This window comes from Pseudomonas sp. R76, assembly GCF_009834565.1.
Lineage (GTDB): Bacteria > Pseudomonadota > Gammaproteobacteria > Pseudomonadales > Pseudomonadaceae > Aquipseudomonas.
Map to the genome: position 1 here is coordinate 1,500,969 of NZ_CP019428.1, position 19,824 is coordinate 1,520,792.

The following is a 19,824-nucleotide window of genomic DNA, read 5'->3' on the forward strand; positions in this document are numbered from 1 at the left end:
ATCTGAACTTGCGCGCATTCACGCGCGAAGCGTATCCCTGATGCAAGCACTCATCTTGTTTGTAGCAAGCTACAAAAATTGTAGCTCCTGCGACACAAATCACCCTGAAAATCGACCAAAGCCCCAGCCCTGCTGGGTTTTAACCAGTTGGCACAGTCCCTGCTATAGCCCTGATACAAGCGCACAGAGCGCTACTCTTCAAGGTCAAGGTAAACGCAATGATCCAGTGGCATATCGTGTGCGACTTCGACGGGACCATCACCCCCACCGACGTCATCGACAACGTCCTCCAACGCTTCGCAGGCGAAGAGTGGGAAACCATCGAACAGGAATGGCTGGATGGGCATATCGGTTCACGCGAATGCCTGAGCCGCCAACTGGCGCTGATCAAGGCGACCCCGGCTGAACTGCTGGCGTACTTCGACAGCGTTGAGATCGACCCGGACTTCCCGGATTTCGTCGACCACGTCATGGGCCTGGGCGCGACTATCGAAGTGGTCAGCGACGGCATTGAACAAGGCATCGCGCGCATCCTGTCGCGCAACTACGTGACCTTGCTGCCGATCCTCGCCAACCGCCTGCGCCAGGTCGACCAGAACAGCTGGCGCATCGACTTCCCGTATTCCAGCGACGCCTGCCGTGCCGCGTCCGGCAACTGCAAGTGCAAATCCACCCCGCGCAACAAGCGCGTGCTGGTGATCGGCGACGGCAAGTCCGACATGTGCGTGGCCTCCACCGCCGACTTCGTCTTCGCCAAAGGCAGCCTGGCTGACTACTGCGAAACCAACAAGATCCCCCACGCGCGCTTCGACACCTTTGCCGAAGTGACCGCATTGCTGGCCAAGCTGCCGCAAGGCATTGCCGCCAACGCCACCACCTTTACTGCTGCTGACAATCAGGAACTCTTCCACCATGTCTGATATCCGTATCGCCACCCCCGAAGACCAGATCCTTCTGGATAAAGAAGCCAAATACTGCTCCTACGGCGACACCGTTCACTACATCGAGCCACCGCGTATTTTCAGCCGTTGCGAAGGCTCCTACGTGTGGGACACCGAAGACCAGGCCTACCTCGACCTGCAAATGTGGTACTCGGCCGTTAACTTCGGCTACGCCAACCCGCGCCTGAACAACGCGCTGAAACAGCAGATCGACACCCTGCCGCAAATCGCCAGCCAGTACCTGCACAAAGGCAAGATCGAGCTGTCGGAAATGATCGCGGTCGACGCCAAGAAGAAATTCGGCCTCGACGGTCGCGTGCACTTCAACGTCGGCGGTTCGCAGTCCATCGAAGACTCGCTGAAAGTGGTGCGTAACGCCACCAACGGCAAGAGCCTGATGTTCGCCTTCGAAGGCGGCTACCACGGCCGTACCCTCGGTGCTTCGTCGATTACGTCGAGCTACCGCTACCGTCGCCGCTACGGCCACTTCGGCGAGCGCGCGCAGTTCATACCGTTCCCGTACCACTTCCGTGGCCCTAAAGGCATGACCAAGGAAGAGTACGGCAGCCACTGCGTGCAGCAATTCGCCCGTCTGTTCGAAACCGAATACAACGGCGTGTGGGACCCGAAAGTCGGCCAGAGCGAATACGCAGCGTTCTACGTCGAGCCGATCCAGGGCACCGGCGGCTACGTGATCCCGCCGATGAACTTCTACCGCGAACTCAAGCATGTACTGGATCAGCACGGCATCCTGATGGTCTCGGACGAGATCCAGATGGGCTTCTACCGCACCGGCAAACTGTGGTCGATCGAGCACTTCGACGTGCAGCCGGACGTGATCGTCTTCGGCAAGGCACTGACCAACGGCCTGAACCCACTGGGCGGCATCTGGGCCCGTGAAGAGTTGATCAACCCGAAGATCTTCCCACCAGGTTCGACCCACTCCACCTTCGCCTCCAACCCACTGGGTACGGCGGTAGGCCTGGAAATGTTCAAGATGACCAGCGAAGTCGATTACGGCGCGATGGTCATGGCCAAGGGCAAATACTTCCTCGAAGGCCTGCAAGACCTGCAGAAACGTTTCCCGATCATCGGCGACGTCGACGGCCTGGGCCTGGCCCTGCGCTGCGAAATCTGCGGCCCGGATGGTTTCACGCCGGACAAGGCGACCCTGGACTACATGGTCGAAGAAGGCATGAAGGGCGACATGGTCGTGGATGGCCAGAAACTCGGCTTGATCCTCGACGTGGGCGGCTACTACAAAAACGTGATCACCCTGGCACCGTCGCTGGAAATCAGCTACCCGGAAATCGACCTGGGCCTGAAGCTGCTCGAGCAACTGCTGGTGCGAGCGACTAAGCGGTGAACAGCTTCGGGATCGACCTCGGTGAAGGTGATGCCGGCTTCGTTCTCGGTGAAGGTCCGGTCGGGATCCTGTTGATCCACGGCCTGACCGGCACCCCGACGGAATTGCGCCAGGTCGCCAAAGGCCTGGCCAAGGCGGGTAACTGCACCGTGTATGTGCCGACCCTGGCCGGGCATTGCGGTGACAACAGCGACCTGCAGGCCACCGGCTGGCTGGACTGGTACGAAGGGGTGCGCAAGACCTTCGTACAGGTCAAGCAACGCCACGAGCAGGTGTTTGTCGGGGGCTTGTCCATGGGCGCGGTGATGTCCATGTACGTCGCCGCCGAACACCCGGGGCAAGTGGCCGGGCTGCTGATGTATTCCACCACCTTGAAGTACGATGGCTGGAGCATTAACAAGCTGGCGTTCCTGACGCCGTTGCTGATGAAGATTCCGTTCGGCGTGCACATCTGCCGCTTCGAAGAGAAGCCGCCTTACGGCATCAAGAACGAGCGCCTGCGGGCTATCGTCGAGCGCCAGATGAAGGAAGGGGAGAGCAGCGAGGCCGGTTTGCTGACCATGGAAGGCATCACGGTGCGCGAGTTGCACCGCATGAACGCCGTGGTCAAAAAACGCATGCCCGAGGTCAAGGCGCCGGCGTTGGTGTTGCACTCCATCGAGGATGACATCACCAGCCGTTGGAACGCCGACTACGTGGAGCGCCACTTGGGCGGCCCCGTGACCAAGATCCTGCTGGACAACTGCTACCACATGATCACCGTCGACCTGCAATACCGCCGGGTGATCGAGTTGAGCGCGGAGTTTGTCGAGCAACATGCCGAGGCTATCCAGGCACCCGTAGACTATCGACAGCGGGCTTAAGCCTAAGGACGCGACGTGATCACCGCCCAAGCCTTTTCAACCATCCGGGCCATCCCGCGCAGTGCCTGGAACGACTGTTTTCCCGGAGCCCTGGAGGATTGGGATTTTTACGTTGCCGTGGAAAACGCCGCTATCGATGATTTCAAGTGGCGCTACCTGGCTGTCTACGACGATGAAACGCTGGTGGCCGTGGCCGCCGCGTTCATCACCTATTATCGTCTCGACACCACGGTGTCGGGCGCCGGCAAGCGCTTTACCGAGCGCCTGGAGCGACTGTGGCCGGGTGTTTTACGCTTGCAGCTGTATGCCATCGGCTCGCCAATCGCCGAGCGATGCGACGCAGGAGTCGCCAGCAGCGTGCCTGAAGAGCAGCGCCCGCTGTTGCTCAAGCATTTAATTAACGCCGCCCGCCAGGACGCCACTACCTTCGGCATCGGCCTGGTGGCGGTCAAGGATGTGCCGACCAAAGACCCGCACTGGGCGGCCAGCTGCCGTGCCGCCGGCTTCCAGAGCATGCCGAGCTTGCCCAGCGGTTTGCTGGCCGTGCCTTACGGTTCGGTGGACGCCTACCTGGGCTCGTTGTGCAAATCGACCCGCAAAGACTTGCGACGCAAACTGCGCGCGCCGGGCCCGCGCGTGGAATGGCGCCACAACATTGATGACGTGCTGGCGGACGTGATGCGCTTGTACGAAGCCACGCTCAATCGCGCCGACTTGCAGTTTGAACGCCTGCCGGCGAGTTACTTCACTGGCATCCTCGAACGGCTTGAAGAGCGTGCGGTCTGTGTGCTGTATTGGGTGGACGAGCGGTTGGTGGCGTTCAATCTGGTGCTGTTGGACCAGCACCGTATGATCGACAAGTTTTTCGGGCACGACATGGCGTTCAGCCGCGAGTACAGCTTGTACTTCCGCTATTGGCTGACCAATGTCGACTATTGTATTGAGCACAATATTCCTGTGTACGAGTGCGGTCAGGACGGTTACGCCAGTAAGCTGCGCCTGGGTTGCGAGTTCCGGGGCAACAGCATGTTTTTCCGTCACCGTAATCGGCTGGTCAATGGCCTGCTCAAACTCGTGAAAATGTACCTCAGACCGGATCGTTCCGACCCTGCCATGGCTGCTGCGATAAGCGAAACCTGATGATCACCAAGACCCGCCAGAAAGCCCGCCCCTTTGCCATTTCGCGTTGGAGCGTCCAGCGCAAGCTGGTGCTGGCGTTTTGGCTGGTCAGCGTTATTCCCACCATGATCGCCGCCGAGCTGGCGGCGACCACGTTGTCGCAGATTTTCGACAGTAACGTGCGCATCTGGCTGCAAGAGTCGACCAAGATCGTCAAGGACGAGATTGGCGATATCCTTCATGACAACGCGCGCATGGCCAAGCTGTTCCTGCGCTACACCAGCCCGCCCTCAACCAGGCAGGCGGCCAAGCATGACCGGCTTACGGCCGATATTGCCGAGGCCACTGATATAGACGTGGTCTCGCTGATTCGCGTGAGTGACCACAAGATCGTGTTCAGCACGGCGCCCGACGATGTGGTCAAGCAAATCAACCTGACCAGCAATGCGGTGCTGCAAACCATCCAGGTAGCAGGCGTGAGTACAGGCCTGGTGGTCTCGACGTTCGAAACCAATCAGGAGGGGGTTGATTACCTGCTGTTGGTGGCCACTTACCTGGACAGCAGTTTCCTCACCAGCGTGGCCGATGTGCACTCCCTCGACTTGCGCCTGTACCTGGCCAACCCGTCGGGCTTCAACGAGATATTCTCGACCCAGCGCTTTGAGAATCACCCGTCGCGCATCCCCAAGGATGTCGAGACGGCCATGCGCAGCACCAAGCAGCCGAGTGAGCAGTTCACCAACAACTACAGCGGGTTGTACTGGCCGATCTTCAATGACGCCGGCGACCTGCAAGGCGTGATCTTCAGCGGCTTGTTGCGCCATACCAGCCTGGTCGGGCTGGTGAACCAGAGCAACCTGTTCGTGCTGATTTTCCTGCTCAGCTCAGCGTTGTCGCTGGGCGCCGGCGTACTGGTGTCACGGCGTCTGACCAAGCCGCTGCGGGACTTGTCCCAAGGCGTGAACGCGGTGATCTCCGGTAATTACGAACACCGTGTGCTGGTCACCGGCGGCGATGAGCTGGCGCAACTGAGCAGCACTTTCAACCACATGACCGAGCGCCTCGGTGAGTTGCATCACCTTGAGGCGCAGTTGCGGCGTCGCGATCGGCTGCACGCCTTGGGCGAAGTAGCCATGGGCCTGGCCCATGAGATCCGCAACCCGTTGGGCATCATCAAGACGGCCACGCAGCTGCTGCACCGCCGTGTCGACCTGCCGGACACCGACAAGCGCCACCTGGAATACGTGATCAGTGAGGTCAGCCGCATCAATGACCTGATCACCGAGTTCCTCGATTTTGCCAAACCCAACCCGCCGCTGCGGGTGTTGCAGGCGGCGCGGCCGCTGGTGGAAGAAATCCTCGGTTTCTGCAGCCCTGAGCTGTCGACGCATAACATCGATGCGCAAATCGACGACCAGGCGCCGGGCGCGACGATCTATGCCGATGCCAAACAGCTCAAGCAGGCGTGCCTCAACCTGATCCTCAACGCGATTGACGCGATGCCCGAAGGCGGCCGCCTTACCCTGGGCATTCGCAGCGTCGACGGCAACACGGTGATCAGCATCGCCGACACCGGCCAGGGCATTCCGTCGGATATGATCGAGCGGATCTTCACCCCGTTCGTCACCACCAAGGCCTCCGGCACGGGCCTGGGCCTGGCCAAAGTCTATTCGATCATGGAAAGTCACGACGGCAGCATCGAATGTGCCAGTGAGAAAGATGCCGGCGCCACCTTCAGCCTGTACATTCCGGCCCAAGGTGAAGACGACGGCGACGATGAGGAAGGTCATGACGCATAACGTATTGGTAGTCGACGATGAGCCCAAGCTCTGCGACTTGCTGTCGTCGGCATTGAGCCAGAACGGCATCCAGGTATTCACCGCCAGCAACGGCCTGCACGCGCTCAAGGTGCTGGAACAGGAAGACATCGACCTGGTCATCAGTGACTGGCGCATGCCGGGCATGGACGGCCCGGCGTTGCTGGCCGAGATCAAGGTGCGGTTCCCGGAGTTGCCGGTGATCGTGATGACCGCCTACAGCACGGTGAAAAATGCCGTGCAGTCGATGCGCAATGGCGCCTATGACTACATCGCCAAGCCGTTCGACATCGACGAACTCGACATCACCGTGGCCAAGGCCCTGCAGTTTCGCGACATCATGCGCGACAACGCGCGGCTGCGTGCCGAGCTGGATCACCACGCACAGTTCGACAGCCTGGTCGGCGACAGCCCGGCGTTTCGCCAGGTGTTGCACGCGATTGACTCGGTGCGTGACAGCAGCGCCACCATCCTGCTGACCGGCGAAAGCGGCACCGGCAAGGAAATGGTCGCCCGCGCCATTCACAAGCATGGCAGCCGTGCCGACAAGCCCTTCGTGGCGGTCAATTGCGCGGCCATCCCGGAAGGCTTGCTGGAAAGCGAGATGTTCGGCCACCGCAAAGGCGCGTTCACCGGCGCCGTGGCGGATCGGGTCGGGCGCTTTATGCAGGCCGACAAAGGCACGATGTTCCTCGATGAAGTGGGTGATATGCCGCTGGCGTTGCAGGCCAAGATTCTGCGCGCATTGCAGGAGCGGGTGATCGAGCCGGTGGGCGACCCCCGCGAGCGCAAGGTGGACGTGCGGGTCATCGCCGCCACCAACAAAAACCTGCTGGATGCGGTGGCCAATAAAGAGTTTCGCGAAGACCTGTATTACCGCCTCAATGTGTTCCCGATCCCGTTGCCGGCCTTGCGCGAACGCGCCGAAGACATTGTGCCCCTTGCCAGACACTTCGCCCAGACCCTGAGCGCCACCGCCGGCAAACGCATCACCGGTTTCAGCCCCGAGGCGTTGCAGGCCATGGCTGCCTACAACTGGCCGGGCAATATCCGTGAGCTGCAGAACTGTGTGGAGCGCGCGACCATCGTCGCGGCCAAACCGGTGATTGAAGACATCGACCTGCCGGCGTACCTGTTTGCGTCCCGGCCGGCCGAAGAGGGCGTTGCGGCGCTGCTGGGTGACAACCCAAGCGTGCCGGCGGACCTGGACGCGGCGCTGGCGGAAGTCGAGAAAACCTACATTCTGGCGGCGTTGAACGAGAGCAACGGCGTGCAGGCGGCAGCGGCGGCGAAGATCGGGATTTCCGAAAGGAGTTTTTGGTATCGGTTGAAGAAGCTGGGGATTCAAGTCGACAAGATCGTGCGCTGATCTATCAGGCTCACTGCTGAACCAAATGTGGGAGCTGGCTTGCCTGCGATAGCGGTCTGTCTGTGCCAAATGAGTTGGCTGATACACCGCTATCGCAGGCAAGCCAGCTCCCACATTTTTTACCCCGGTGTGTCAGCTATGCAGGCGAACCCATACACTCACCAGCACCGTCGCCGCCATCAACCACGCCACCGCCGCCACGGCGAGCGATGCCTCCAGGCGCATGCGGTCGACCATCACGTACAACGTCGCCAAATACACAAAATACGGAATGATCGACCACATCCCGAACAGGATCGTGGTCTTCAAATCGTCCACCGAACGGCCCTTGCCGACGATGTAGTGGGCAATCAGCGCAAAGGTCGGAAACAGCGGCACCAATCCTGCGATGTAATAGTTTTTGGTCTTGGCCAACGCCGCCAGGATCAACACCACTGCCGCGCCAATGGCGGCCTTCAAGAACAGATCCATCAGTGGCTCAACCCGTATTTTTTGACCTTGTCGAACAGCGTGGTCTTGGCCATTCCCAGTTCCTGGCTGGCCTGGGTCAGGTTGCCGCCGCTGCGTTGCAGTGCGTCGTTGAGCAGGTTGCGCTCGAAGGCTTCCACCGCTTCGGTAAAGGCCAGGCCATGGTTGACGTTGCCGCTGCCGCTTTTCTTGAAGGCGGGCAGGCCCAAGGCAAAGCGTTCGGCGACGTTGCGCAGTTCACGCACGTTGCCGGGCCAGTCGTGGCTCATCAGGGTCGACACGGTCTGGTTGTCCAGCTCCGGCGCGGTGCGGTCGAAGCGTAGCGATGACTGCAGCAGGAAATGCTCGAACAACTGCAGGATGTCTTCGCGCCGTTCGCGCAGGGGCGGCAGCTCCAGGGTGACCACGTTGAGGCGGTAGTAAAGGTCGCTGCGAAATTGGCTGGCGCGGCTCAGTTCGTCGAGGTCGGACTTGGTGGCGGCAATCACCCGGCAATCCACCGCCACGCTCTGGTTCGAACCCAGGCGTTCCAGGGTGCGCTCCTGCAGCACCCGCAGCAATTTGATCTGCAGGTTGATCGGCATGCTTTCCACTTCATCGAGAAACAGCGTGCCTTCGTGGGCGTGCTCGATCTTGCCGATGCGGCGTTTGCCGGCGCCGGTAAACGCGTTGGCTTCGTGGCCGAAGATCTCACTTTCAAACAGGTTTTCCGGCAGGCCGCCGCAGTTCAAGGCGACGAACTGATGGGAATGGCGACGGCTGAAATCATGCAGGCAACGCGCGACCAGTTCCTTGCCGGTGCCGGTCTCGCCTTCGATCAGCACGTTGGCCGAGGTGTCGGCGACGTTGGCGATCAATTCGCGCAGGTTCTGCATGGCCGGCGAGCGCCCGATGATGCGGCCTTCCAGGGAGTCGCGCTCGGCCAACTGGCGGCGCAGCGACCAGACTTCCCGCGCCAGCCCGCGTTGCTCCAGGGCGCGACGCGCGACGTCGACCAGGCGCTCGGGGGAAAAGGGTTTTTCCATGAAATCGTAGGCGCCATTGCGCATGGCACCCACGGCCATCGAGATATCGCCATGCCCGGTAATCAGCACCACCGGCAGGCTTTTATCCAGCGCCTTGAGACGGGTCAACAGCTCCAGGCCATCGATGCCTGGCAGGCGGATATCGCTGATGACGATACCAGCGAAGTTCGCGCCGATGCGCTTGAGGGCTTCCTCGGCGCTGCCCACGCCCACGCTGTGAATGTCTTCCAGCGCCAGGGCTTGCTGGCAACCGAGCAGCACATGGGGGTCGTCTTCGACGATCAGGACGGTCAGGGCGTCTTTTGCGGCTGTAGTGTCTGTATTCATGTCGACTCAGCTTTTTGAGTGCCCACCAACGGCAGGCACAAGACAAAGGCCGTACCACCACTGGCCGGGTGTTCCACGGCGAGGTTGCCGCCGGTGGCCGCCGCGAGGCTGGCGGACAGGGTCAGGCCCAGGCCCAGGCCCTGTTCGCCGGGTTTGGTGGTGAAGAACGGCTCGAATAGGTGTTTACGGGTTTCGGGGTCGATGCCGTGGCCGTTATCGCGCACGTGCAGGCGGTATTTGCCTTCGCTGTTGTGGCCGTCCAGCCACAGTTCGGGGGCCGGCTGCGCTTGCATGGCGTCGAGGGCGTTGCCGATCAGGTTGACCAGAATCTGCTCCAGGCGCGTTTGGTCGATCTGCAACTGAGCATTGGCGAAATTGCGGTGCACGGTCAACGGCAGGCCCTCGAGGCGCGCGCCAAGCACCTGGAACGCCGCGTCCACGGCTTTGCCGAGGTTGGCTTCGCCCTGGTCATCACCGCGCCGTGCAAAGGAGCGCAGGCTGGCGGTGATGCGGCCCATGCGGTCGATCAGTTCGTTGATGGTCTTGAGGTTGGCGCTGGCGGTGTCGAGGGCGCCACGCTCGAGGAACCGCACGGTATTGCCCGACAGCGTGCGTAACGCTGCCAGCGGCTGGTTCAACTCATGCGCGATGCTGGTGGACATCTGGCCGATGGCGGCGAGCTTGCCGGCCTGCACCAGTTCATCCTGGGCGCGGCGCAAGGTCTCTTCGGCCTGGCGCCGTTCGCGAATCTGGCCCTTGAGCCGTTCATTGCTGGCGCGCAGGTCGGCGGTGCGTTCGGCAATCCGACGTTCCAGCTGGCTGTTGGCTTCCTGCAAGGCTTCCCGCGCGGCGAGGCGGGTGGCGATAACCTTGCGCCGCTCGTTCCAGGCGATCAGCAAAAACGCGACCAGGCCGAACGCGACGGCCACCAGAATGCCCTGGTTGATTGCTGCGCGGCGCAGGTCGTTGAGCGGGGTGAGCAGGGTGAAATTCCACGGTGTGTCGTTGAGCGGGCGGGTTTGGGCGAGGTAGCTGACTTCGTGCTCGTCGTTGACCACTTCGCTGTTGGCCGGGAAGGTCAGTTTTTCAGTGCCTTCGTTCAGGCGCTCGCGGGCCAGGGGCTCCAGCTCGTTCAGCGTTGCCCAGTAATATTGCAGGCTGTGGGCCAGGCGTTCCTTGGTGTCATCGCTCAGCGGGCGCACGGCTTTGAGACGGCGGGCCGGGTCGCTGGAGAGGATGATGATGCCGTTTTCGTCGCTCACAAACGCTTCGAGGCGCGCACGCTGCCAGCGTTCTTCAAGGGCTTCGAGGCGCACTTTAACCACCGCGACGCCAATGATTTTGCCGTGCTCTTCCAGGCCATGGGCCAGGTAGTAGCCGGGTTCGCCGTTGGTGCTGCCGATGCCATAGAAGCGGCCCGGCTGGCCGCGCACGGCATTCTGGAAATAGGCACGGAAGGACAGGTCTTCACCCTGGTAACTGTCGGCATCGCGCCAGTTACTGGTGGCCAGCACGCGGCCGGTGGTGTCCATCACGTAGATGGCCCGACTGCGACTGCGTCGGTTCAGGCCTTCGAGGTAATCATTGACCGTCTGCCGGGTTTGCTGGTTGGGGTCGGCCAGCAGCGCGGACACGCTGGACTCCAGTTCCAGCAGGCTGGGCAGGTAGGTGTATTTGCTCAGTTCGCTTTCGACGGTGCGCGCATGCAGCTCCAACTGGCGTTCGCCGTTGTCGCTGAGGGTGCGGATGCCATAGTACTCACTGACCCAGAAGCCGATATAGCCCAAGCCGATCATCAGGGCGATGATCAACGGCGGCAGGAACAGTTGGCGGATCAGGCGTGGTTTCACGGCAAGTGATGGCGGTGCGGCGCGAAATTGGTTGGGGTCGCATTTCATCACAGATGCCTTGGGTCAACCAGAGCTTGCCGGCCTGCTCGGTCCAATGTGGGAGCGGGCTTGCTCGCGAATGCGGTGGGTCAATGAAAAATGTACCGATTGACACGACGCCTTCGCGAGCAAGCCCGCTCCCACATGGGCCCGGTTTCTGCAGTGGAAGCTGTGTAGGGCTTAGTGCTGCAGGATTTTCTCAAGGAAGTGCTGCGCGCGTTCGGAGCGGGCGCTGATGTCGCCGAAGAACTCCTCTTTCGGGCAGTCTTCGATGATCTTGCCGGCGTCCATGAAGATCACGCGGTCGGCCACTTTGCGGGCAAAGCCCATTTCGTGGGTCACGCACATCATGGTCATGCCTTCGTGGGCCAGTTGCACCATCACGTCGAGCACTTCGTTGACCATTTCCGGGTCGAGGGCGGAGGTCGGTTCGTCGAACAGCATGACGATCGGGTCCATGGCCAGGGCGCGGGCAATCGCCACACGTTGTTGCTGGCCACCGGACAGCTGGCCCGGATGCTTGTGGGCGTGCGCCGACAGGCCTACGCGCTCAAGCAGTTGCAGGCCTTTTTTGGTGGCTTCTTCCTTGCTGCGGCCGAGCACCTTGATCTGCGCGATGGTCAGGTTTTCGGTGATGGTCAGGTGCGGGAACAGTTCGAAATGCTGGAACACCATGCCCACGCGCGAACGCAGTTTCGGCAGGTTGGTCTTCGGGTCGGCGATGGAGGTGCCGTCGACCACGATGTCGCCTTTCTGGAACGGTTCCAGTGCGTTGACGCACTTGATCAGGGTGGATTTACCCGAGCCGGACGGCCCGCACACCACGATCACTTCGCCTTTTTTAACCTCGGTGCTGCAATCGGTCAGCACCTGGAAGTCGCCATACCACTTGTTGATGTTCTTGATAGAGATCATACGGCAAACCTTTTTTGCAGATGCTTGACCAGCAGCGAGGCGGAAAAGCTGATGATGAAGTAGACGACACCGGCGAAGATCAGGAACTCATTGGAGCGGCCAATGATGTCGCCGTTGGAGCGGGCGGAGTTGAGGAAGTCCACCAGGCCCACGGTGTAGACCAGCGAGGTGTCCTGGAACAGGATGATCGACTGTTGCAGCAGCAACGGGGTCATCTTGCGGAACGCCTGGGGCAGGATGATCAGACGCATGGTCTGGCCATAGGTCATGCCCATCGCTTGGGCGGCGCCCATCTGGCCCTTGGGAATCGACTGCACGCCGGCCCGCACGATTTCACAGAAGTACGCGGCTTCGAACATCATGAAGGCCACGACGCAGGAGGTGAACGCGCCGATCGGCGTGTCTTCACCGGTGATCCAGCGCAGCACGAACGGCACCGCCAGGTAGAACCAGGTGATCACCAGCAGCAGTGGGATCGAGCGGAAGTAGTTCACATAAGCGCCGGCCAGGCGCGACAGCAGTTTGTTGGACGACAGGCGCATCAGCGCCAGGACCGTACCCAACGCGATGCCGCCGATCACGCCCATGACCATCAACTGCAAGGTCATGACCATGCCGTTCCACAGGCCAGGGATGGCGGGGATGATGCCGCTGAAATCGAAGTCCATTATTTACCCCCCACGGAGATCAGGCCGGGCACCGCGACTTTCTTCTCGACCAGGCGCATCAGCAACATCAGGCTCATGTTCAGGGTGAAGTAGATCAGCGTGGCCAGGGTGAAGGCTTCAAACAGGTTGGCCGAGAACTCGGCGGTCTGTTTGGTTTGCGCCAGCAGTTCCATCAGGCCGATCAAGGACGCCACGGAGGAGTTCTTGAACACGTTGAGGAATTCCGAGGTAAGCGGCGGAATGATGATGCGGTAGGCCTGGGGCAGCAGCACGTTCCAGTAGATCTGCGGCAGCTTGAAGCCCATGGCACGCGCAGCGGCTTCCTGGCCACGCGGCAGCGCCTGGATGCCGGTGCGCACTTGTTCGCACACACGGGCGGCGGTGAACAGGCCCAGGCACACGACAACGCTCAGGTAGGCCGAGGTGGTCGGGTTGAGGTCCTGTTTGTACCAGTCCTGCAGGTTTTGCGGCAGCAGGTCGGGTATCAGGAAATACCAGATGAACAGCTGAACCAGCAGCGGCACGTTACGAAACAGTTCCACGTAGCAGGTCGCGATGCCCGATACGATGCGGTTTGGCACGGTACGCATGACCCCCAGAATGGAGCCAAGCAACAAGGCGATAATCCATGCCACGACAGCGATGGCGATGGTCCAGCCCAAACCGGCGATGTACCAGTCGAGATAAGTCTCGCTGCCAACGCCGGTGGACTTGAAGAACACGCCCCAGTCCCAGTTGTAATTCATTAGGGTCTCCCCTCGAGATCGATCGATGTACAAGCACCCGCTTGGGGAAGATCCTTTCCCGCCTGACGTTGAACGCCAGGCACACGCGATCGGCTCGAAAACCGCCAGGTCGAGTGTTCCAAATTAAAGCCCGCAGGTAGTAACAGACGCCTGAGGGAACGTTGGCCCCCTCAGGACATAAGCTTAGTCAGGTATCAGATTTTTACGTCAGGCGCTGGCTTGTCGCTTGGGTTAGCGATCAGCTCCTTAACCTTGTCGCTCATCGGGAAGTTCAGGTTCAGGCCTTTTGGTGGGATCGGGCTCTCGAACCACTTGCTGTAGATCTTGTTGATTTCGCCGGATTTGTACAGGGCAACGATGGCGTCATCCACCGCTTTCTTGAAGGCTGGGTCGTCTTTACGCACCATGCACGCATAGGCTTCAAAGGACTGCGGAGTGCCGGTGATGACCCAGTCGTCCGGCTTCTTGGCCTTGGCTTCTTCGCCGGCCAGCAGGGCGTCGTCCATCATGAAGGCAACGGCGCGGCCGCTTTCCAGCATCTGGAAGGATTCGCCGTGGTCTTTGGCGGAGATGACGTTCATGCCCATCTGCTTGTCGGCGTTCATCGCCTTGATGATGCGCTCGGACGTGGTGCCGGCGGTGGTCACCACGTTTTTGCCTTTCAGGTCGGCAAAGTCAGCGTAGGACGGCTTGCCATCCTTGTCTTTCTTGACCAGCAGACGGGTGCCGATTTCGAAGATGTTGACGGTGAAATCAACTTGCTGGGCGCGCTCGGCGTTGTTGGTGGTCGAACCGCACTCCAGGTCCGCAGTGCCGTTCTGGATCAGCGGGATACGGGTTTGCGAGGTAACCAGGTTGTACTTGGTTTTCAGGTCGGGTTTGTTCAGGTCTTTTTTCAGGGCTTCAACAACAGCCAACTGAACGTCGTGGGAGTAGCCCACGGGTTTGCCCGAGCCATCCGCGATGTAGGAAAACGGAATGGAGCTGTCGCGGTGAGCGAGAGTGATGGTGCCGGAGTCGTTGATTTTCTTCAGTGTGCCGGTGAGTTCGGCGGCGAAAACTGGAGTGCTGATCAGAGCAGCAGCGATAGCTGCGCCCAGGATATGGGGAACGATGCGCATCAATACTTCCTCGACATTTGTTTTTTTTATGAAGCCGGCTAGACGGCTCTCTTTTGTACAGCGAATGCCCATGACGGCTCCTGAAGCGTCGCAGGCAATCGTCAGGGAGTGTAGAGCATGAGTCGTGCCATACCTGAAATAAATGGATATATGGCTGATTTATAAGGATATTAAGTTTATGTTGCGGGGAATTTGTAACGGTGGGATCCGGCAAACCGAATGGTCCGGGTTATGTCGTTCGGAAAACCGAATACTCTGTGATGTGATTGATCGTTCCCACGCTCCGCGTGGGAATGCCGCCCTGGACGCTTTGCGTCCTGCCCTTAAAGGCGTGACGCGGAGCGTCACTGGATGCATTCCCACGCGGAGCGTGGGGAACGATCAATGTGGGCGCAGGCAAGTCAGCTCCCACCAATCAGAACGTGTAGTCAGCCGACACAACCGCCGCACGCCCATCACCCGGCACCGCCCAGCCGTTGTTACGGATGCGGGTCAGGTATTGCTTGTCGAACAGGTTGTTGACGTTCAACTGCAGGTTCAACTGCTTGTTGACCTTGTACCCGAGCATCGCGCGCTGCACCGCATAGCCCGGCGCGGTCGGTGCCCCGGCGGCGCTGACCAGGTATTGCCTGGATTGCGCCGTGATGCCGTAGCCCACCTGGAAATCGTAGGGCAGGTCGTACACGGTCCACAGGCTGGCCGCATGTTTGGGCGTAAACGGCAGCGGCTCGCCTTTCTGCGCGTCAAACCCGGTGTTGGCCAGGGTGAAATCGCTGGCGCTGCGCAAGACGCGGGTGTCCAGGTAGGTGTAGTTGGCGAAGACCTTCCACTTGTCCGTGATCGCACCGCTGAGGCCGAGTGCCACGCCGTCCGCACGGGCTTTACCGTCCAGCGATTGCGTGCCGCTCAGGTTGGTGGGGTCGGGGTCGGCGACTTTGTAGTTGGTGCGGTCATTGCGGAAGATCGCACCGGTGACCGACAGGGCATTGTCGAGGAAGTCCCACTTGGTGCCGATCTCATAGCTGACGGCGGTTTCCGGGGCAACGTTGCAGTTGTTGGTGGACGTGCCTGAGGATTTCGCCGGGGTGAAGCAGCCACCGTTGACGCTGGCCTGGGACGGCGTCTTGCTGTTGCCGTAGGCGATGTAGAAGCTGCCGTTTTCCACCGGCTTGTACACCAGCGCGAGGCGGTAGGATGTCAGGTCATCCGCTTGGCCGTAGCGCACGCCAGGCGTCTCGACGCCGGTGCTCGAATAGGCATTGGTCACCGAACTGCCGGCGTTGTGCTCGTAACGCACGCCGCCGTTGATTTCCCATTGCGGGTTGAGCTTGAGCGTGTCGAAGGCGTAGGCGGCGCGGTTGTTCAGTGCACCGTCGACGTGGGTGGCGCGGGTGAAGTTGACGGGGCCTGTCCACTCGGAGTTGGGGTCGCTGAAACTGACCGGTGGCGGCACGATGGTGCTGCCGTTGCTGTTGGTCAGCCATTTGCCGGTGTCCGCCTCGTATTCCTCACGGCTGATGGCGATGCCGGTCACCAGCGTGTGGTCGATAAAGCCTGTGCTGAAGTGGCTGGTCACGTCGGTCTGGTTGGTGAACATTTTGTTCTGGGTGTTGCGCTCGTTACCCAGCGAGCCGCCGCTTGGCTGGAAATAGCCCGGCTTGAGGCCAGCGGCGCAAGGCGCGCCGGTGATCTGGGTGCCGGTGGCCAGGCAGCCCGCTTGGGCGCCTTCGGGGCCGGAGGCGCGCAGGTCCTGGCGTACACGCTCGACGCGGGTGAAGTTGCGCACGTATACGGCGTCGTTGAAGTCGTGTTCGAGCTTCAGGCTGAACGCGTCCGAGGTGATTTTCTGGTCATTGACGTTGTGGTAGCCGTAGTAGTCGCTCCAACCCACGCCTGGCATCGGCTTGCCGTTGTAGATGGGGATGCCGTATTGCGGCGTGTTGTCGTCTTTCTGGTGTTCATAACTGACGGTGACACGGGTCGGCGTACCCAGGCCAAAGGCGATGGAGGGCGCAATGCCCCAGCGCGAGTAATCTTCATAATCGCGGCCGGGCACGTCGTTACCATGGGCCATCAGGTTCAAGCGGAATGCGGTGGTGTCGTTGAGGGTCTGGTTGGTGTCCAGGGTGGTGCGCTTGTAGTTATCGGTGCCGATGCCGGCGCTGAGGGTGGTTTTATCGCGCAATTCTGGCTGCTTGCTCACCAGGTTGATGGTGCCGCCGACCGCGCCGGAGCCCGAATACACAGAACTTGCGCCGCTGACGACTTCGACCTGTTCGAGGTTGAACGGGTCGGTGCGGCTGTATTGCGCGCTGTCGCGCACGCCGTCGACGTAGATGTCGCCACTGGCGGAGAAACCGCGCAGGTTGATGCTGTCGCCATAACCGCTGCCGCCTTCGCCGGCACCAAAGGTGATGCCTGGCACGGTGCTGAGCACGTCGCGCAGGGTCAGCAGGTTCTGGTCGTGAATGACTTCCTTGGGCACCACCGTGATCGTCTGCGGTGTGTCGCGCAGGGCTTCGGTGTATTTGGGGGACGAAGGCGCCACAGGGTTGTAAGTGCTCTGGCTGGGCGCCTGACCTTCAATGCTGGTCGCGCCGAGCTGAATCACGCCTGTGCCGTCGTCTGCAGTCTCCGCTGCATAACTGAATCCTCCTTGCGCAGCCACTGCCAAACCCACCGCCGACGCGAGCACATGCCGCGATGAAAGGGGGGCAGAACTGATCCCGGTAGCCATTGAATATTCTCGTGTGAGTGAAAGTGAGATGTGATCGTAATTGATAAAGGATCTCAAATGTAATAGTTTGTAACGAAATAATTCATGAAATTTATCGCGGTCCTGGATCGCCATGTGGGGCAGGCATGCAAGGTGGGCAATCAGGCAGTGATGCGTCTGAAATCGGCGACAACCCGCGCGCCTATGCGCGCTGGGTCATGCATGCCGCGCAGCTGGGCGATGCCGACGCGCAAGCGACGCTGGCCCAGCTGTTGCTCGACGGCCGTGGCATCCAGAAGGATCAGCCGCTGGCGTTGAGCTGGTTCCGCATTGCCGCGCAGCAACGCCACCCGATGGCGATCAACATGATCGGGCGCTGCCTGGAGAATGGCTGGGGCTGTGAAGTCGACCTGGCCGAATGCGCCCGGCATTACCGGCAAGCCGCCGACCTGGGTTTGGATTGGGGTTTGTACAACTACGGCCAACTGCTGACGCGCGGGCGCGGTGTGGAGCGCGACCTTCTCGCCGCGTATGAACTGTTCGGTCAGGCTGCCGCAAAAGGGCATGCCAAGTCGATGAACCTGCTGGGGCGCTTTCACCACGAGGGCGTTGTAGTGCCCAAGGATGTGCAAGTGGCGCGGCAGTGGTATCAGCGTTCGGCTGAGGCCGGGGATTTTCGCGGGCAATACAACCATGCCGCCGAGCTGGTGGAATTGGGCGATGAGGCCCAAGCCTGCGTATGGCTTGAGCGCGCCCTGACAACTGCGACGCCGGGTTTTCTGCTGGCGGCTTACCCGGTGTTGTTGGGCTCGGCTTTCAGCGCGATTCGCGAGATGGGCCTGCGTTATCAGCGCCAGGCGCTCGAGGCATAAAAAAGCCCCTGGACCTTTCGGTGCAGGGGCTCTTCAAACCGGCCTGTCAGGCCGCTTCAATCTTTGCGCGGTTGTGTTCAACCTTGGACAGGTAACGCTGCACGTTGTCCTGTTCTTCCGGTGTGGTGAACAGGCCCAGTTTGGTACGGCGCCACAGCACGTCCTGCGGTTGCGTCACCCATTCTTCGGCACACAGGTAATCGACTTCGCGGGTGTACAGGCCGCCACCCAGGTGGTCGCCCAGGTCGGCCAGCGATTGCACGCCTTCCAGCAAGCGCCAGGTGCGGCTGCCGTAGGTGGTGGACCAGCGACGGGCGATCTCGCTCGGCACCCAGTCGAACTTGGCGCGAATCGCCTCGGCCAACGCTTCTGGCGTGCTCATGTTCTCGCCGCCTGGCAGGCTGGCCGTGGCCGTCCAGCTTGGGCGCATCTGCGTGAAGTACGGCGCCAGCTGGGCCATCGCCGACTCGGCGAGTTTGCGGTAGGTGGTCAGCTTGCCGCCGAACACCGACAGGATCGGCGCCTCGCCGGTGCCGCCAGACAGCGACAGGGTGTAGTCGCGGGTGATGGCCGATGGGTTATCTGATTCGTCATTGCACAGCGGGCGCACGCCGGAATAGGTGTGCACGATATCCTCGCGGCTCAACTGCTTCTTGAAGTGGGCATTCACCACTTTCAGCATGTAGTCGGTTTCGCCTTCGGTAATCGCAACCGCGGCCGGGTCGCCGGTGTATTCGCGGTCGGTGGTGCCGATGATGGTCAGGTGGTTCAGGTACGGAATGGTGAAGACGATACGCCCGTCTTCGTTCTGCAGAATGTGCGCGTGGGCGCCTTCGTACAGTTTCGGCACGATCAGGTGGCTGCCCTGGATCAGGCGGATGCCGTACGGCGAATCCAGCTTCAGGTCTTCCTTGATGAACTTGGCGACCCATGGGCCTGCCGCATTCACCAGCGCCCGGGCACGAATCGAGAACAGGCTGCCATCGGCGCGTTCCATGTTCATTTCCCACATGCCGTTGCTGCGGTGTGCGCTGACGCAACGGGTCAGGGTGTGGATATGCGCGCCTTTTTCGCGGGCGGCCATGGCGTTCAGCACTACCAGGCGGGCGTCGTCGACCCAGCAATCGGAGTATTCGAAGCCTTTGGTGATTTCGCTTTTCAGCGGGCTGTCAGGGCCGAACTTGAGGCTTTTCGAGCCGGCGAGCTTTTCGCGCTTGCCCAAGTGGTCATACATGAACAGGCCGGCGCGGATCATCCACGCGGGGCGCAGGTGCGGGCGATGCGGCAGCACAAAGCGCATCTGCTTGACGATGTGCGGGGCCTTGGCCAACAGCACTTCACGCTCGGCCAGGGCTTCGCGCACCAGGCGGAATTCGTAATGTTCGAGGTAGCGCAGGCCGCCGTGGATCAGCTTGCTGCTGGCGGAGGAGGTGTGGCTGGCCAAGTCATCCTTTTCGCAAAGGAATACCGACAAACCGCGACCGGCTGCATCTGCTGCAATGCCGACGCCATTGATCCCGCCGCCGATTACGGCAACGTCATAGACTTCGGCAAGCGGTGGAGCAGGCAAGGTGGAAGAGTTCATCGGCTGGCCTCGCGAAT

Annotated in this window: 16 protein-coding genes; 7 read left to right on the top strand and 9 right to left on the bottom strand. The window is 60.9% G+C overall.

Going from position 1 to position 19,824, the window contains the following annotated elements:
• The first annotated feature begins 218 nt into the window (after positions 1–218).
• Genes PspR76_RS06585 through PspR76_RS06610 form a run of 6 tightly spaced genes read left to right on the top strand, consistent with a single transcriptional unit; the run spans position 219 to position 7,475 of the window.
• Entirely contained in the window at positions 219–920 is a 702-nt protein-coding gene (locus tag PspR76_RS06585; protein WP_159954476.1) for an MtnX-like HAD-IB family phosphatase, read from the top strand.
• Positions 913–2,307 carry an aspartate aminotransferase family protein gene (locus PspR76_RS06590; protein WP_159954477.1) on the top strand — a complete coding sequence of 465 codons (1,395 nt, stop codon included), beginning with the start codon at positions 913–915 and terminating at the stop codon, positions 2,305–2,307. Before PspR76_RS06585 ends, PspR76_RS06590 begins: the two co-directional genes overlap by 8 nt.
• Positions 2,304–3,170 carry an alpha/beta hydrolase gene (locus PspR76_RS06595; RefSeq protein WP_159954478.1) on the top strand — a complete coding sequence of 289 codons (867 nt, stop codon included), beginning with the start codon at positions 2,304–2,306 and terminating at the stop codon, positions 3,168–3,170. The genes PspR76_RS06590 and PspR76_RS06595 overlap by 4 nt, the downstream gene beginning before the upstream one ends.
• 15 nt (positions 3,171–3,185) lie before the next feature.
• Positions 3,186–4,310, top strand: a complete 1,125-nt coding sequence (locus PspR76_RS06600) for a GNAT family N-acetyltransferase (protein ID WP_159954479.1) — start codon at positions 3,186–3,188, stop codon at positions 4,308–4,310.
• Positions 4,310–6,088 (top strand): sensor histidine kinase, encoded by a 1,779-nt coding sequence (locus PspR76_RS06605; RefSeq protein ID WP_159954480.1) that lies wholly within the window; start codon positions 4,310–4,312, stop codon positions 6,086–6,088. Before PspR76_RS06600 ends, PspR76_RS06605 begins: the two co-directional genes overlap by 1 nt.
• Positions 6,078–7,475: a sigma-54-dependent transcriptional regulator gene (locus PspR76_RS06610; protein WP_159954481.1), complete on the top strand. Its 1,398-nt coding sequence runs from the start codon at positions 6,078–6,080 to the stop codon at positions 7,473–7,475. Before PspR76_RS06605 ends, PspR76_RS06610 begins: the two co-directional genes overlap by 11 nt.
• 132 nt (positions 7,476–7,607) lie before the next feature.
• Here the strand turns inward: PspR76_RS06610 and PspR76_RS06615 are convergent, their stop codons facing one another.
• The 8 genes from PspR76_RS06615 to PspR76_RS06650 all read right to left on the bottom strand — a co-directional run bounded on the left by PspR76_RS06615 (position 7,608) and on the right by PspR76_RS06650 (position 17,371).
• Positions 7,608–7,946, bottom strand: coding sequence for a GlpM family protein (locus PspR76_RS06615; protein WP_159954482.1), 339 nt, complete (start codon positions 7,944–7,946; stop codon positions 7,608–7,610).
• Positions 7,946–9,295, bottom strand: coding sequence for a sigma-54-dependent transcriptional regulator (locus PspR76_RS06620; protein WP_159954483.1), 1,350 nt, complete (start codon positions 9,293–9,295; stop codon positions 7,946–7,948). The genes PspR76_RS06615 and PspR76_RS06620 overlap by 1 nt, the downstream gene beginning before the upstream one ends.
• Positions 9,292–11,193: a sensor histidine kinase gene (locus PspR76_RS06625; RefSeq protein WP_159954484.1), complete on the bottom strand. Its 1,902-nt coding sequence runs from the start codon at positions 11,191–11,193 to the stop codon at positions 9,292–9,294. The genes PspR76_RS06620 and PspR76_RS06625 overlap by 4 nt, the downstream gene beginning before the upstream one ends.
• 171 nt (positions 11,194–11,364) lie before the next feature.
• Entirely contained in the window at positions 11,365–12,099 is a 735-nt protein-coding gene (locus tag PspR76_RS06630; protein WP_007916729.1) for an amino acid ABC transporter ATP-binding protein, read from the bottom strand.
• A complete protein-coding gene (locus tag PspR76_RS06635; RefSeq protein ID WP_159954485.1) occupies positions 12,096–12,767 on the bottom strand; it encodes an amino acid ABC transporter permease in 672 nt (223 codons plus the stop codon). Before PspR76_RS06635 ends, PspR76_RS06630 begins: the two co-directional genes overlap by 4 nt.
• Positions 12,767–13,513 carry an amino acid ABC transporter permease gene (locus PspR76_RS06640; protein WP_159954486.1) on the bottom strand — a complete coding sequence of 249 codons (747 nt, stop codon included), beginning with the start codon at positions 13,511–13,513 and terminating at the stop codon, positions 12,767–12,769. The genes PspR76_RS06635 and PspR76_RS06640 overlap by 1 nt, the downstream gene beginning before the upstream one ends.
• 194 nt (positions 13,514–13,707) lie before the next feature.
• A complete protein-coding gene (locus PspR76_RS06645) occupies positions 13,708–14,634 on the bottom strand; it encodes a glutamate/aspartate ABC transporter substrate-binding protein (RefSeq protein ID WP_159954487.1) in 927 nt (308 codons plus the stop codon).
• Between the two features lie 415 nt (positions 14,635–15,049).
• Complete coding sequence (locus PspR76_RS06650; RefSeq protein WP_159954488.1) at positions 15,050–17,371, bottom strand: TonB-dependent receptor; 2,322 nt, start codon at positions 17,369–17,371, stop codon at positions 15,050–15,052.
• 125 nt (positions 17,372–17,496) lie between these two features.
• Between PspR76_RS06650 and PspR76_RS06655 the strand changes: the two genes are divergently transcribed.
• Entirely contained in the window at positions 17,497–18,222 is a 726-nt protein-coding gene (locus PspR76_RS06655) for a tetratricopeptide repeat protein (RefSeq protein ID WP_159954489.1), read from the top strand.
• Between the two features lie 46 nt (positions 18,223–18,268).
• Here PspR76_RS06655 and glpD read toward each other — a convergent pair whose 3' ends face one another.
• Positions 18,269–19,807 carry a glycerol-3-phosphate dehydrogenase gene (glpD, locus tag PspR76_RS06660; RefSeq protein WP_159954490.1) on the bottom strand — a complete coding sequence of 513 codons (1,539 nt, stop codon included), beginning with the start codon at positions 19,805–19,807 and terminating at the stop codon, positions 18,269–18,271.
• Positions 19,808–19,824: the final 17 nt, after the last annotated feature.

What these genes read in the sequence shown, in the direction of transcription:
- PspR76_RS06585 (WP_159954476.1), top strand. Translation starts at nt 219, where the DNA reads ATGATCCAGTGGCATATCGTGTGCGACTTCGACGGGACCATCACCCCC.
- PspR76_RS06590 (WP_159954477.1), top strand. Translation starts at nt 913, where the DNA reads ATGTCTGATATCCGTATCGCCACCCCCGAAGACCAGATCCTTCTGGAT.
- PspR76_RS06605 (WP_159954480.1), top strand. Translation starts at nt 4,310, where the DNA reads ATGATCACCAAGACCCGCCAGAAAGCCCGCCCCTTTGCCATTTCGCGT.
- PspR76_RS06610 (WP_159954481.1), top strand. Translation starts at nt 6,078, where the DNA reads ATGACGCATAACGTATTGGTAGTCGACGATGAGCCCAAGCTCTGCGAC.
- PspR76_RS06615 (WP_159954482.1), bottom strand. Translation starts at nt 7,946, where the DNA reads ATGGATCTGTTCTTGAAGGCCGCCATTGGCGCGGCAGTGGTGTTGATC.
- PspR76_RS06620 (WP_159954483.1), bottom strand. Translation starts at nt 9,295, where the DNA reads ATGAATACAGACACTACAGCCGCAAAAGACGCCCTGACCGTCCTGATC.
- PspR76_RS06625 (WP_159954484.1), bottom strand. Translation starts at nt 11,193, where the DNA reads ATGAAATGCGACCCCAACCAATTTCGCGCCGCACCGCCATCACTTGCC.
- PspR76_RS06630 (WP_007916729.1), bottom strand. Translation starts at nt 12,099, where the DNA reads ATGATCTCTATCAAGAACATCAACAAGTGGTATGGCGACTTCCAGGTG.
- PspR76_RS06635 (WP_159954485.1), bottom strand. Translation starts at nt 12,767, where the DNA reads ATGGACTTCGATTTCAGCGGCATCATCCCCGCCATCCCTGGCCTGTGG.
- PspR76_RS06640 (WP_159954486.1), bottom strand. Translation starts at nt 13,513, where the DNA reads ATGAATTACAACTGGGACTGGGGCGTGTTCTTCAAGTCCACCGGCGTT.
- PspR76_RS06645 (WP_159954487.1), bottom strand. Translation starts at nt 14,634, where the DNA reads ATGCGCATCGTTCCCCATATCCTGGGCGCAGCTATCGCTGCTGCTCTG.
- PspR76_RS06650 (WP_159954488.1), bottom strand. Translation starts at nt 17,371, where the DNA reads ATGGCTACCGGGATCAGTTCTGCCCCCCTTTCATCGCGGCATGTGCTC.
- PspR76_RS06655 (WP_159954489.1), top strand. Translation starts at nt 17,497, where the DNA reads ATGCAAGGTGGGCAATCAGGCAGTGATGCGTCTGAAATCGGCGACAAC.
- glpD (WP_159954490.1), bottom strand. Translation starts at nt 19,807, where the DNA reads ATGAACTCTTCCACCTTGCCTGCTCCACCGCTTGCCGAAGTCTATGAC.